Here is a 13340-nt window from a genome sequence, read left to right on the forward strand (position 1 = left end):
TCCCCGTCGAACTCGCGAGCTCGTTCACGCCTGGGCTCCTTCGCGGACGCTGGGCAGGCTCTCCCGCCAGCGGTTGGTGATGGGCAGCCGCCGGTCGCGGCCGAACGCCTTGAGGCTGATCTTCGTCCCGGGCGCGGACTGGCGGCGCTTGAACTCCGCGACGTCGACCAGTCGCAGCACCCGCGCCACGACCTCCGGGTCGTGGCCGCGGTCGAGCAGCGCGGCCATCCCCAGGTCGCGGTCGACGTAGTCGGCGATGACGGCGTCGAGCTCCTCGTAGGAGGGCAGCGAGTCGCTGTCCTTCTGGCCGGGCGCGAGCTCCGCCGACGGCGGCTTGTCGATCGAGTTCTGCGGGATCGGCTCGGTCTCGCCGCGGTCGCGGGCGTGCGCGTTGCGCCAGCGGGCCAGCTCCCACACCAGGGTCTTGGGCACGTCCTTGATCGGGGCGAACCCGCCGGCGGCGTCGCCGTAGAGCGTCGAGTAGCCGACGGCGACCTCGCTCTTGTTGCTGGTGGCCAGCAGCAGGTGGCCGTGCTGGTTGGACAGCCCCATGAGCAGCGTGCCGCGGATGCGCGCCTGCAGGTTCTCCGCCGCCGTCCCGGACAGCTCGACCTGCGACTCGAAGGCGTCCACCATCGGCGCGATCGGCACGGTGGAGAAGTGCAGGCCCAGCCGCCGGGCGCTGTCCTCGGCGTCGGCCAGCGAGTGCTCCGTGGACCACCGCGAGGGCAGCGCGACGGCGTGCACCCGGCCGGCGCCGAGCGCGTCCACCGACAGCGCGGCCACCAGCGCCGAGTCGATGCCGCCGGACAGGCCGAACACCACCGACGGGAAGCCGTTCTTGTCGATGAAGTCGCGCAGGCCCAGCACCAGCGCCCGCCAGACCTCCTCGCAGTCGGAGAGCGGCTCGGCGACGGAGCCCGGCCGCGGCGCGAAGGCCGGCACCGGCTCCTCGGAGAGGACGGTGCGGGTGACCGTCATCGGCCCGATCCGGCCCTCCCGCCGCTCGGGCACCCGGGCCGGGTCGAGGTCGAGGTCGACGCAGAGCAGGTGCTCGACGAACTGCGGTGCGCGGGCGAGCAGCTCGCCGTCGGCGGAGACGGCCAGCGAGTCGCCGTCGAAGACCAGCTCGTCCTGCCCGCCGACCTGGTTGCAGTAGACGATCGGCGCGTTGGCCTCGGCGGCCCGGCGGCGGACCAGCGGCAGCCGCAGGTCGTCCTTGGCGCGCTCGTAGGGGGAGGCGTTGGGGGAGACGACGAGGTCGACGCCGGCCCGCCCGGCCACGCCGCACGGGCCGCCCTCGACCCAGAGGTCCTCGCAGATGGTCAGCGCGACGTCGGCGCCGCGGAACCGCACCACCGCGAGCTCCGAGCCCGGCACGAAGTAGCGGGCCTCGTCGAAGACGCCGTAGTTGGGCAGGTGCCGCTTGGCGTAGCGGGCCACGACGCGCCCGCCGTGCAGCAGCGCGGCGGCGTTGCGGGGCTGGACGCGGCGGGGGTTGGCGTCGCCGGGGCGCTCCTCGTCGAGGGTCTCCTCGTCGCTCGGCGCGGTGTCGACCGCGACCGGGCCCTCGGTGTGCGCCAGGTAGCCGACGACGACGGCGAGCCCGCCCAGCCCCTGCCGGTCCAGCGTGGCGGCGAGGCCGGTGAGCGCCTGCTCGCTGGCGCGGGCGAAGGACTCGCGCAGCACGAGGTCCTCGGCGGGGTAGCCGGTGAGGGTCATCTCGGGGAAGACGACGAGGTGCGCGCCGTCGTCGGCGGCCCTCCGCGCCCACTCGACGACGAGCGCGGCGTTGCCGTCCAGGTCGCCGACGCGGGTGTCGACCTGGGCCATCGCGACTCTCAGCTGCACCGTCACGGTCCCATCCAACAACCGGCCCCCGGGACCGGCCAGACCGGGGACGGGGAGGTGGACCCCGCCCGGCGACCGGCCTGGCGTTCCCGCCGTGGCCGAGTGGCTCCCCGTCGAGGTGCTCGGCGGGGAGGAACCGGCGTCGACCTGGCGCCGGGCGCACGAGGACGGCCTCGTCGAGGTCGCCGTCACCCAGGGCGCGCGGTACCGGGAGTGGCACGACACCCCGTGGGCGTGGTGCTGGAGGTCGTGTTCGACCCGGACGGCCTCCGTGCGGACGGCGCCGCGCCGGTCCGCGGCCGAGCCTCAGCGCCCGTCGGGGGGCACCACCGCGCCGTTCGGCGCCGGCCGCGGCGCGGGCACCTCCGCGGGGGGCGGCGGTGGCGCCGCGCGCTCCAGGAAGCGCAGCAGCTCCACCGGGAACGGCAGGACGACCGTCGAGTTCTTCTCCGCGGCCACCTCGACCATCGTCTGCAGCAGGCGCAGCTGCAGCGCGGCCGGCTGCGCGGCCATGACCCCGGCGGCCTGCGCGAGCTTCTGCGAGGCCTGGAGCTCGCCGTCGGCGGTGATCACCCGGGAGCGACGCTCCCGCTCGGCCTCCGCCTGGCGGGACATCGACCGCTTCATCGACTCCGGCAGGGCGACGTCCTTGATGTCGACGCGGTCGATGTGCACCCCCCAGTCGATCGCCGGGGTGTCCAGCATCAGCTCCAGGCCCTGGTTGAGCCGCTCGCGGTTGGACAGCAGGTCGTCCAGCTCGCTCTTGCCGATGATCGACCGCAGCGACGCCTGCGCGACCTGGGCCATCGCCGCCTGGTAGTTCTGCACGTCGACGACGACCCGCACCGGGTCGAACACCCGGTAGTAGACGACGGCGTCGACCTTCACCGTCACGTTGTCCCGGGTGATGCCCTCCTGCGCCGGCACCGGCATCGTGACGATCTGGGTGTTCACCTTGTGCAGCCGGTCGATGCCGGGCCGGATGAAGGTGAGGCCGGGCGGCCGGGGCTCGCCGAGCAGCCGCCCCAGCCGGAGCACCACCCCGCGCTCGTACTGCGTCACCACGCGCACGCTGCCGGCCGCCAGGACCAGCAGGAGCGCGAGCGCGACCAGGGCGATCGTGAGAACGACGTCCATCGCGTCCTCCACCGTCGGCGTCCGGGCGGGGCGCGCGGGTCGCGCCCGTGGCCGGGACCTCCGCCGAGCGGTGCCCTCATTGAACCGCTCCGGGGTCGCTCCGGAGCCGGATCCGTTCCGCGGTCCGCCGCCGGGGCGGAGGATCGGTGTCCCGGCCCGAGGACGGTCCCGATGGCAGCTGCGGATCCCCTGGTGGTCGTCGGCGGCGGCCTGGCCGGTGCCAGGGCGGCCGAGACCCTGCGCGCGGAGGGCTTCGACGGCCGCGTCGTGCTGGTCGCGGCCGAGCCCGAGGTCCCCTACGAGCGGCCGCCGCTGTCGAAGGGCTACCTGCTCGGCACCGCACCCCGCGAGGCGGCCCAGGTGCTCCCGCCCGGCTGGTACGCGGAGCACCACGTCGACCTGCGGCCCGGCGTGCGCGCCGTCGCGCTCGACCCCGCCGGGCACCGGCTGACCCTGGACACCGGCGAGGAGCTCGCCTGGTCGCGGCTGCTGCTGGCCACCGGCTCGTCGCCCCGGCGGCTGCCCGTCCCCGGCGCCGACCTCGACGGCGTCCGGTACCTGCGGACGCTGGCCGACGCCGACCGCCTGCGCGCCGACCTGGCCGGCGGCGGACGGCAGGTCGTGGTCGTGGGCGCCGGGTGGATCGGGCTGGAGGTGGCGGCGGCCGCCCGTTCCCACGGCAACGCGGTGACCGTCGTCGAGCCGCAGCCCACGCCGCTGCACGCGGTGCTGGGGCAGCGGATGGGGGAGGTCTTCGCCCGCCTGCACCGGCGGCACGGCGTCGACCTGCTCACCGGGACCGTCGTGCGCGAGATCCGGGGAGCCGGCGGCCGGGTCACCTCGGTGGTCACCGGCCGGGACGTGGGACTGTCCGCGGACCTGGTCGTCGTCGGCGTCGGTGTCGTGCCGGACACGCGACTGGCGGCGGCCGCGGGCCTCGAGGTCGACAACGGGGTGGTCACCGACCACGCGCTGCGGACCTCCGCGCCCGACGTGTTCGCCGCCGGCGACGTGGCGTCGGCGTTCCACCCGTTCTACGGCCGCTACGTCCGCGTGGAGCACTGGGCCAACGCGCTCCACCAGGGCCCGGCCGCCGCGCGGTCGATGCTCGGCCGGGACGTCAGCTACGACCGCGTGCCCTACTTCTTCACCGACCAGTACGACCTCGGGATGGAGTACTGCGGGCTGGGCGCGCCCGGGGACACGGTGGTCTGCCGCGGCGATCCGGAGGACGGGGGGTTCATCGCCTTCTGGACGTCGGACGGTCGCGTCACCGCGGCGATGAACGTGGACGTCTGGGACGTCACCGGGCCCCTCCAGGCGCTGATCCGGAGCCGCCAGCGGGTGCCGGCCGCCGCGCTCACCGACCCGGACGCGCCGCTGGAGTCGCTCGTCGTCGGACCGCCGGCCTAGACGCCGGCGACACGGGGCGACGGGGGGCGCCCCACCGGTGTGCCCGGCGCCCGGACCGGGCAGGCTGTGCACGGACGACACGGCGACGAAACGAGCGGACCCGATCATGGCCAGCATGGACCGGCAGCAGGAGTTCGTCCTGCGCACCCTGGAGGAACGCGACATCCGCTTCGTGCGGCTGTGGTTCACCGACGTCTCGGGCTACCTCAAGGCGGTCGCCGTGGCGCCGGCGGAGATCGAGGCGGCCTTCGCCGAGGGGATCGGGTTCGACGGCTCGGCGATCGAGGGCTTCGCGCGCGTCTACGAGTCGGACATGCTCGCCAAGCCCGACCCGGCCACGTTCCAGGTGATGCCCGCGACCAAGGGCCAGCCCAGCGACACCGCGCGGATGTTCTGCGACATCACGCTGCCCGACGGGTCGCCGTCGTGGGCCGACCCGCGGCACGTGCTGCGCCGGGCGCTGTCGAAGGCCGCCGACATGGGCTTCACCTTCTACACCCACCCCGAGGTCGAGTTCTTCCTGCTCAAGGACCTGCCCACCGACGGGCGGCCGCCGGAGCCGGCCGACACCGGCGGCTACTTCGACCTGTCCACGCACAACGTGGCGCACGACTTCCGCCGCGAGGCGGTCTTCGCGCTCGAGGCGATGGGCATCTCGGTGGAGTTCAGCCACCACGAGGTCGCCCCCGGCCAGCAGGAGATCGACCTGCGCTACGCCGACGCCCTGTCGATGGCCGACAACGTGATGACGCTGCGGCACGTCGTCCGGGAGGTGGCGCTGGCCCAGGGCGTGCACGCGACGTTCATGCCCAAGCCGTTCACCGACCTGGCGGGCTCGGCGATGCACACCCACGTGTCGCTGTTCGAGGGCGACCGCAACGCCTTCCACGACCCCTCGGACCCGATCCGGCTGTCGGCCACCGGGCGCCAGTTCATCGCGGGCCTGCTCACCCACGCCCGCGAGTACACCGCCGTCACCAACCAGACGGTCAACTCCTACCGGCGGCTGCTGGCCGGCACCGAGGCGCCGACGGCGGCCACGTGGGGCCGGGCCAACCGCTCGGCGCTGGTGCGGCTGCCCTCCTACAAGCCGAACAAGGGGCAGTCGGCGCGGATCGAGGTCCGCTCGCCGGACTCCGCGTGCAACCCGTACCTGACCTTCGCGGTGCTGCTGGCCGCCGGGCTGCGCGGCATCGAGAAGGGCTACGAGCTGCCGCCGGAGGCCGAGGACGACGTCTGGTCGCTCACCGACACCGAGCGCCGCGCCGCCGGCTACGAGGACCTGCCGGTCTCCCTGGGTGAGGCGCTGACCGCGATGCAGGGCAGCGAGCTGGTCGCGGAGACCCTCGGCGAGCACGTCTTCGAGTTCTTCCTCCGCAACAAGTGGGAGGAGTTCAACTCCTACCGGCAGAACGTGACGCCCTTCGAGCTCAAGCGCTACCTGCCCGGCCTGTGAACCGCCGGGAACGGCCTCGTCGCAGGGGACGTGCCGAGCGGGCGAGGCGCGGGGGGCGACGAGGTCCGTGAACTAACCTCGGCACCGTGCCGGAGACCCCCGCCCGCCTGCTCGTCGTCGTCCCCAGCGACACCGCCCCGCCCGCGCGGCTCGGGGACTGGCTGCGCGCCGCCGGCCTCGAGCTCGACGAGCGGCACCTCGACGCCGGCGACGAGGTGCCGGCCGACCTCACCGGGTTCGACGGGCTGCTGGTCACCGGCGGCCCGCAGTCCAGCCTCGACGACGACGCCACCAGCGGGCTGGGCCCGGTCCGCGAGCTGCTGGCCCGCGCCCTGGCCGCCGACGTCCCGACGCTGGCCGTCTGCCTGGGCGCCCAGCTGCTGGCGCAGGCCGGCGGCGGGCGGGTGCGCGTGGGGATCGAGGGCCCGGAGGTCGGGGCGTTGCTCGTGGCCAAGCGGGACGCCGCGGCCGGGGACCCGGTGTTCGGCCCGCTCCCGCTCTCGCCCGACGTCATCCAGTTCCACCACGACGAGATCAGCGAGCTGCCGGCCGGTGCCACCCTGCTGGCGAGCAGCCCGGTCTACGCGAACCAGGCCTTCCGGGTGGGCCGGCACGTCTACGGGCTGCAGTTCCACGTCGAGACGACACCGGAGATCGTCCGCGAGTGGGCCGACCGGGACACCGTCGGCGTCGCGGCGAGCCCGTACGACCGCGAGACGCTCTGCCGGCTGACCGACGCGGTGCACCCGGACCTCGCGGAGGTCTGGGCGCCGTTCGCGGCCCGCTTCGCCGACCTCGTGCGCGCGGGCCGCGGCGCCGCGGTCTGAGCCGGTGACCGCATCCCGGGAGGTGCCCCGCCGCGCGGTCGTGCGGCTGGCCCGCTTCGGCTTCGAGGACGGCGAGAAGGCCGCGCTGCTGCTGTCCGACCCGGCGCTGGGGCTGTGGGACCTCGACCGCAACGAGCCCGCGGACCCCGAGGCCGGCCCGGTCGTCTCCGCGCTGGCCCGCGCCGGCGACCCCGACCTCGCCGTCCGCTCGCTGACCCGGCTGGTGGAGGCCCTGGATGCCGCCGACGAGACGGGCGGGGCGGCCGCCGGCCTGCTCGCCCGGCTGCGCGGCTCGGGCGCGCTGCGGAGCCGGCTGCTGTCGGTGCTCGGCGCCAGCGCGGGCCTGGCCGACCACCTCGCCGCCCATCCCCACGACTGGACCGTCCTCGACTCCGACGGCCGCGGCGCGGTGCGCCCCGCCGCGTACGCCCTGGAGCGGCAGATGCTCGCCGCCGTCGGCGCCGACCCCGACGACCCGCCGTGGGGCGTCCGGCTCGGGAAGGCCGCGCCGGACGCCTCGCCGCACCGGGTCGCCGCGCTGCGGCTGGCCTACCGGCGGGCGGTGCTGGACCTCGCCGGCCGCGACCTGGGGGAGGGGCTGTCGGCCGAGGACGTCGCCGCCGAGCTCGCCGACGTCGCCGCCGCCGTGCTCACCGCCGGCCTCGCCCTCGCCGTCGCCGAGCAGCCCGAGGGCGCGGCGGCCTGCCGGCTGGCGGTCATCGCGCTCGGCAAGACCGGCGGGCGGGAGCTCAACTACGTCAGCGACGTCGACGTGGTGTTCGTCGCCGAGCCGGTCGACCCCAGCGACCCCGAGGCCCCGGCCCTGCAGAGCGCCACCCGGGTGGCCGCCGCGCTCATGCGGATCTGCCGCGAGGCGGCCTGGGAGGTCGACGCCGCGCTGCGCCCGGAGGGCAAGGCCGGCGCCCTGGTCCGCACCCTGGCCGGGCACACCGCCTACTACCGGCAGTGGGCGAGCACGTGGGAGTTCCAGGCGCTGCTGAAGATGCGCCCGGTGGCCGGCGACCCCGACCTCGGCCGCGGCTACGTCGAGGAGCTGTTCCCGATGGTGTGGGAGGCCGGCGACCGCCCCGGCTTCGTCGCCGAGGTGCAGGCCATGCGGCGTCGGGTGGAGGACAACATCCCGCCCGCCCAGGCCGACCGGGAGATCAAGCTCGGCCGCGGCGGCCTGCGCGACGTCGAGTTCGCCGTCCAGCTGCTGCAGCTGGTGCACGGCCGGGCCGACGTCCGGCTGCGGACCGGCGGCACCCTGCCGGCGCTGCAGGCGCTGCGGGCCGGCGGCTACGTCGGCCGCGACGACGCCGACACGCTCATCGCCTCCTACCGCTTCCTGCGCACCGTCGAGCACCGGCTGCAGCTGCTGCGGCTGCGCCGCACCCACCTGCTTCCCACCGACGAGCAGCAGCTGCGCTGGCTGGCCCGCTCGCTGGGCTACAAGCCCGACGCCCGCGGCACCGCCGTCGACGTGCTGCGCGCGGAGATGGCGCTGCACACCCGCGAGGTGCGCCGGCTGCACGAGAAGCTCTTCTACCGGCCGCTGCTGTCGGCGGTGGCGCGGGTGCCGGCCGAGGCCGCGCAGCTGGGCAGCAAGGCCGCCGGCGACTGGCTGCGCGCGCTCGGGTTCGCCGACCCGCAGGGCGCGCTGCGGCACATGGGCGCGCTCACCGGCGGGGTGTCCCGGTCGGCGTCGATGCAGAAGTACCTGCTGCCGGTGGTGCTGCAGACCCTCGCCGACTGCGCCGACCCCGACGCCGGGCTGCTGGCCTACCGCCAGGTCAGCGAGGCCCTCGGCGGCAACCAGTGGTACCTGCGGCTGCTGCGCGACGAGGGCCAGGTGGCCGAGCGGCTGGCCCGCCTGCTGGGGTCGAGCCGGTACGTGGCCGCGCTGATCACCCGCACCCCCGAGGCGCTGCGCATCCTCGCCGACGACGACGAGCTCGAGCCGCGGAGCGCCGCCTCGCTGGCCGGGGCCTGGCGCGCCGCCGCCGGCCGCGCCGCCGACCCGCAGGCCGGCATCACCGTGCTGCGCGGGCTGCGCCGGCAGGAGCTGCTGCGGATCGCCTCGGCCGACCTGCTCGGCCTGCTCGACGTCGTCCGGGTCGGGCAGGCGCTCACCGACGTCGCCGTCGCCACGCTGCAGGCCGGGCTGGACGTCGCCGTGCGCGCGTGGGCCCGCGAGGCCGGCATCGACCCGGCCGACGTCCCGATGGAGCTCGCCGTCATCGGCATGGGCCGGCTCGGCGGCGGCGAGATGGGCTACGGCTCCGACGCCGACGTGCTGTTCGTCCACCGCCCGCGGGCCGTCGGGGATGGTGGGCCGGGGGACGGCAGGGCGGACGAGGCGAGGGCGACCCAGGCGGCCAACGCGGTCGCGCACACGCTGCGCCGGCTGCTCGGCGAGCCCGCGCCCGACCCCGCCTTCGAGGTCGACGCCGACCTGCGCCCCGAGGGCCGGCAGGGCGCGCTGGTGCGCAGCCTGGACGCCTTCCGCGAGTACTACGAGCGCTGGGTGTCGGTGTGGGAGGTGCAGGCGCTGCTGCGCGCGGCGCCGGTGGCCGGCAGCCCCGGGCTGGGCGCGGCCTTCGTGGAGCTGGTCGACCCGCTGCGCTACCCGGAGGGCGGGCTGTCGGCCGAGCAGGTGGCCGAGATCCGCCGGATCAAGGCGCGCGTGGAGCGGGAGCGGCTGCCGCGCGGCGCCGACCCGGCCACCCACACCAAGCTCGGCCGCGGCGGCCTGGCCGACGTCGAGTGGACCGTCCAGCTGCTGCAGCTGCAGCACGCCGCGGCGGTCCCCGGGCTGCGGGTGCCCTCCACCGTCGGGGCGCTGGCCGAGCTGTCGGGGAACGGCCTGCTGACCGTCGAGCAGGCCGGGTCGCTGCGCGACGCGTGGGAGCTGGCCAGCCGGGCGCGCAACGCCGTCTTCCTCGTCCGCGGCCGGCCCGGCGACCAGCTGCCCCGGCCCGGGCTGGAGCTGGCCGGCGTGGCGCGGGCCAGCGGGTACGGCCCCGACGTCGACCCGGGGCAGTTCCTCGACGACTACCGGCGCACCACCCGGCACGCCCGCGCCGTGGTCGAGCGGGTCTTCTACGGTCAGTCGCCGGGGGAGTGACCGGTCGTGTCGCCGTCCGGCGGCTCGGGGACCAGGCCGACGCGGCGGCTCTCGGCCTGCACGACGTCGTAGCAGTCGCACGCGGCCTCGTGCAGGCGCTCGGGGTCGACCACCGTGATCCGCCCCCGGCTGTACCGGATCAGGCCGGCCTGCTGCAGCAGCCCGGCCACCAGTGAGACGGTGCCCCGGCGCACGCCGAGCATCTGGCCCAGGAAGTCCTGGGTGAGCTGGAACTCGTCGGCGCCGACGCGGTCGCGGGTCTGCAGCAGCCAGCGGGCGCAGCGCTCCTCGGTGCTGTGCAGCCGGTTGCAGGCCACGTTCTGCGACAGCTGGACGACCATCGCCTGCGTGTAGCGGTGCAGCAGGTCGTGCAGGGCGCCGTCGCCGGAGAGGAACCGGCGGAGGTCGGCCGTGGCGACGCACAGCGCGTCACCGGCCACCTGGCAGAAGCAGTCGTGGGGACTGGTCGGCGTCCCCAGGAACACCGGCAGGCCGGAGACGCCCTCGTAGCCGATGGTGGCCACCTCGACGGCCGGCTCGCCCTCGACCGACGCGACCACGGACAGCACGCCGTCGACGGGGAAGTAGACCGCGTCGATGTCGCCGTCGCGGCGGTACAGCTGGTCGCGGACCTGCAGGGTCACCGGCTGCAGGGCCGGCAGCAGGCGCTCGTACTCGGCGTCGGGGAGGGCCCGCAGGATGAGGTTGCGCCGCGGGTCCTTCGCGCCGGTCCGCTGCGGGGCCGGCCGCGCCTCGTCGGGGGCAGGGTCAGGAGGAGGCACGGTGCACCTCCGGCGCCGGGTGGGGCTCCCCGCGGGCTCGGGGGACGTCAGGCGGGCAGGGCGCCGGCACCCAGCCGCGCCCACGGCGGCAACGGTACGGCGAGCAGCTCGGCAGCACCGGGCGCCATGGCGTAGGCGACCAGCGCGGGGGCGACCAGCCGCAGCGGCAGGACGTGCTCCACGCAGCCGGTGGCCAGGGCCGCGCTGGGCATCCCCGGCGCCTCGGCGTCGGCCGGGTCCTGGGCGAGCACCCGGCCGCCGGCGCGGCGGACCGCGCGGACGCCGGCCGCGCCGTCGTCGAGCCGGCCGGTGAGGACGGCCGCCAGCACCCGCGGCCCGTACGCGCCGGCGGCGCTGGCCATCAGCCGGTCGGCCGTGCCCAGCGTGGGGTGCTCGACCAGGGCCAGGTCCCCGTCCGGCCCCAGGACGCCGGTGGTCCCGGCCGGGAGCACCGACACCCCCGCCTGGAGCGGGCCGGCGGCCGCCCGGACGGGGAGGTCCGCGGCGGCGCGCAGCAGCGGGACCAGCACGTCGGTCGTGCCCGCCGCGCGGTGCTGCACCACGAGCACCGGGGTGGGGAAGTCGCGCGGGAGGCCGGCGAGGACCGTGCGCAGCGCCCGGACGCCCCCCGCGGAGGCGGCCAGCACCACGACGCCGAACGGCGCCGGTGCGTCGATCTCGACCGGACCCGGCACGCGGCCGAGGGTACGCGTGTGTACGGCACCTGACACAGGATCGCGCCGGGTGTGCCGCACCCCGCGGCGGGGCACGCTGGAGGAGTGAGCGCAGCCGTCCCTGCCGAGGACCCCGACCCGACCGACGAGGACGCCGCCCCCGGCGCCACCATCACGCCCTACCGCGACGGCCCGCTCATCGTGCGCGGCGACTTCCGGCTGGTCGACCAGGACGGCGCCGAGATCGACCCGGGCCGGAGGACGGTGGCGCTGTGCCGGTGCGGCAAGTCCGGCATCAAGCCGTTCTGCGACGGCAGCCACAAGCGGTCGGGCTTCTCCGCCCCGAGCGCGCCGAGCCGGCCCCGGCCGGCCGCGGCGATCCTCCGCGAGGCGCGGCGGCCGGAGGGCCGGGCCGACTGAGGGGCGGGCCGACCGAGGGGCGGGGGGACCGAGGGGCGGGGGACCGGAGGGGTGCGGGCCGGCCCCCGTGCCCGGCCCGCACCCCGGCTCAGGTGGCCGACTCGATCGCGCGGGCCATCCGGACCTGCTCCTCGAGCACGTCCGTGATCCGCGCCTGCACCGCGTCGAGCTGACCGATGACCTCGCTGGTCGCGTGGATGCCGGCGGTGACCTGGTCACTGCTGGTCTGGATGCCGGCGATCTGGTCCGACACCCGCTGGGTGGCCGCCGCGGTCTCCCGGGCCAGGTCCTTGACCTCGCTGGCGACGACGGCGAAGCCGCGGCCGAGCTCACCGGCGCGCGCGGCCTCGATGGTGGCGTTGAGCGCGAGCAGGTTGGTCTGGTCGGCGATGCCGGAGATGATCCGGATGACCTCGCCGATCGACGCCGACGCCTCGGTGAGGGCCGCGACCTCGGCGGTCATGGCCGACGCCTGGGACACGGCCTTCTCGGCGACCTGCCCGGCCGCGGCGGCGGCCTCGCGCAGCCGGTCGACGCTGTCGAGCAGCTCGCGGGAGCGCTGTGTGTCGGCCTCGGCCCGGCGCAGGGTGTCCAGCCGCTGGCTGACCAGCTGCTGCACGTTGCGCAGCGCGTCGGCCCGCGACTCGGACAGCTCGATGGTCTCGGTGACGAAGAAGTCCATCGTCCCGATCACCCGGCCCCCGGCGGTGACGGGGAAGCAGACGCCGGACTTCACGCCGGCGCGCAGGGCGGCGGGCCGGCGCACGCAGTCGGTCACCTCCGCGAGGTCGCGGACGAAGACCAGGTCGCGCCGCTTCCAGGCGCGGCCGGACAGGCCCACGCCCTCGGCGAAGCTGGCGGCCAGGGTGACCTCGCGGAACTCCTCGCCGGCCGAGCCGGACTCGAGCCGGAAGCGCAGCACGTTCTCCGCCTCGTCCAGCGCCCAGAACGAGCCGTAGGCCCAGCCGAAGGAGGTGCGCACGCTCTCCAGCGCCGTCCGCAGGGCCGAGGCCTCGTCGGTGGCCTCGCCGACCCGGGTGACCACGGTCGTGACGGCGGCGCGGTCGTCGAGGGTCTCGCGCAGCGCGGAGGTGGCCAGGGCGGCCCGCCGGGCGTGGCCGAGCAGCCGGGTGATGGCCTGCCACTTCTCCCGGCGGACGCCGAAGAAGGGCAGCGGCGTGGCGCTGTGGAACTCCAGCACGGCGGTGACCCGGCCGTCGTCGACGGCGGGGAGGAAGCAGCCCTCCCGCGCACCGGCGGCCCAGGCGGTCTCCCAGCGCACGCACTGGCCGCGCCCGGCCGGTGCGCTGGTCAGGTGCACCGTCTGCCGCTCGCGCAGCGCCTTCCCGCCCATCCCGGCGGACTCGGTCAGCCGGCCGTCGCGCGGCCACGCGGCGGACAGGGCCGGGGTGAGCGGGCCGCTCTCCCAGGCGAGCGCGAACGCGCCGGTGGCGTCGGGCAGCCAGACCGCGCCGTACCCGAGGCCGCAGGTCTCCACGATGGTGCGGACGACGGCGACGTGGGCGTCGAGCACCGTCGTCACGCCGTAGTCGAGGGCCTCGACGACCTTCTCGAGGGTCTCGACGTCCCGCGGCATCACCGTGCTCTCCGGCGTGCCGGACGGGGCCGGGTCGGTGCGCCGCCACATGGTCG

General features: G+C 76.1%; 10 protein-coding genes. 5 read left to right on the top strand and 5 right to left on the bottom strand.

Annotated elements, in window-relative coordinates; translation table 11 throughout:
- Positions 1-24 precede the first annotated feature (24 nt).
- Positions 25-1857 (bottom strand): NAD+ synthase, encoded by a 1833-nt coding sequence (locus ACI79L_RS09340; protein ID WP_456936517.1) that lies wholly within the window; start codon positions 1855-1857, stop codon positions 25-27.
- 300 nt (positions 1858-2157) lie between these two features.
- Entirely contained in the window at positions 2158-2988 is an 831-nt protein-coding gene (locus ACI79L_RS09345) for a slipin family protein (protein ID WP_456936518.1), read from the bottom strand.
- A gap of 171 nt (positions 2989-3159) precedes the next feature.
- Between ACI79L_RS09345 and ACI79L_RS09350 the strand changes: the two genes are divergently transcribed.
- From ACI79L_RS09350 to ACI79L_RS09365, 4 genes are all read left to right on the top strand, one after another.
- Positions 3160-4401, top strand: a complete 1242-nt coding sequence (locus ACI79L_RS09350) for an NAD(P)/FAD-dependent oxidoreductase (protein ID WP_456936519.1) — start codon at positions 3160-3162, stop codon at positions 4399-4401.
- 115 nt (positions 4402-4516) lie between these two features.
- The gene (gene glnA / locus ACI79L_RS09355; RefSeq protein ID WP_456936520.1) at positions 4517-5857 is read left to right on the top strand and encodes a type I glutamate--ammonia ligase; all 1341 of its coding nucleotides are present in this window, start codon (positions 4517-4519) and stop codon (positions 5855-5857) included.
- Between the two features lie 86 nt (positions 5858-5943).
- Positions 5944-6684, top strand: a complete 741-nt coding sequence (locus ACI79L_RS09360) for a type 1 glutamine amidotransferase (RefSeq protein ID WP_456936521.1) — start codon at positions 5944-5946, stop codon at positions 6682-6684.
- Positions 6685-6688: 4 nt separating this feature from the next.
- Positions 6689-9811: a bifunctional [glutamine synthetase] adenylyltransferase/[glutamine synthetase]-adenylyl-L-tyrosine phosphorylase gene (locus tag ACI79L_RS09365; protein ID WP_456936522.1), complete on the top strand. Its 3123-nt coding sequence runs from the start codon at positions 6689-6691 to the stop codon at positions 9809-9811.
- On the opposite strand, the gene ACI79L_RS09370 is transcribed toward ACI79L_RS09365, so the two are convergent.
- Both ACI79L_RS09370 and ACI79L_RS09375 read right to left on the bottom strand, forming a co-directional pair.
- Complete coding sequence (locus ACI79L_RS09370) at positions 9793-10593, bottom strand: Crp/Fnr family transcriptional regulator (protein WP_456936523.1); 801 nt, start codon at positions 10591-10593, stop codon at positions 9793-9795. The genes ACI79L_RS09365 and ACI79L_RS09370 overlap by 19 nt on opposite strands.
- 47 nt (positions 10594-10640) lie before the next feature.
- Complete coding sequence (locus tag ACI79L_RS09375; protein WP_456936524.1) at positions 10641-11288, bottom strand: chemotaxis protein CheB; 648 nt, start codon at positions 11286-11288, stop codon at positions 10641-10643.
- An 84-nt stretch (positions 11289-11372) separates the two neighbouring features.
- Here ACI79L_RS09375 and ACI79L_RS09380 point away from each other — a divergent pair, with 84 nt between their 5' ends.
- Positions 11373-11687 carry a CDGSH iron-sulfur domain-containing protein gene (locus ACI79L_RS09380; RefSeq protein WP_456936525.1) on the top strand — a complete coding sequence of 105 codons (315 nt, stop codon included), beginning with the start codon at positions 11373-11375 and terminating at the stop codon, positions 11685-11687.
- Between the two features lie 88 nt (positions 11688-11775).
- On the opposite strand, the gene ACI79L_RS09385 is transcribed toward ACI79L_RS09380, so the two are convergent.
- A complete protein-coding gene (locus ACI79L_RS09385) occupies positions 11776-13335 on the bottom strand; it encodes a methyl-accepting chemotaxis protein (RefSeq protein WP_456936526.1) in 1560 nt (519 codons plus the stop codon).
- Between the last annotated feature and the right edge of the window lie 5 nt (positions 13336-13340).

This window comes from Geodermatophilus sp. SYSU D00684, from assembly GCF_054050455.1.

What these genes read in the sequence shown, in the direction of transcription:
- glnA (WP_456936520.1), top strand. Translation starts at nt 4,517, where the DNA reads ATGGACCGGCAGCAGGAGTTCGTCCTGCGCACCCTGGAGGAACGCGAC.
- ACI79L_RS09350 (WP_456936519.1), top strand. Translation starts at nt 3,160, where the DNA reads ATGGCAGCTGCGGATCCCCTGGTGGTCGTCGGCGGCGGCCTGGCCGGT.
- ACI79L_RS09345 (WP_456936518.1), bottom strand. Translation starts at nt 2,988, where the DNA reads ATGGACGTCGTTCTCACGATCGCCCTGGTCGCGCTCGCGCTCCTGCTG.
- ACI79L_RS09385 (WP_456936526.1), bottom strand. Translation starts at nt 13,335, where the DNA reads ATGTGGCGGCGCACCGACCCGGCCCCGTCCGGCACGCCGGAGAGCACG.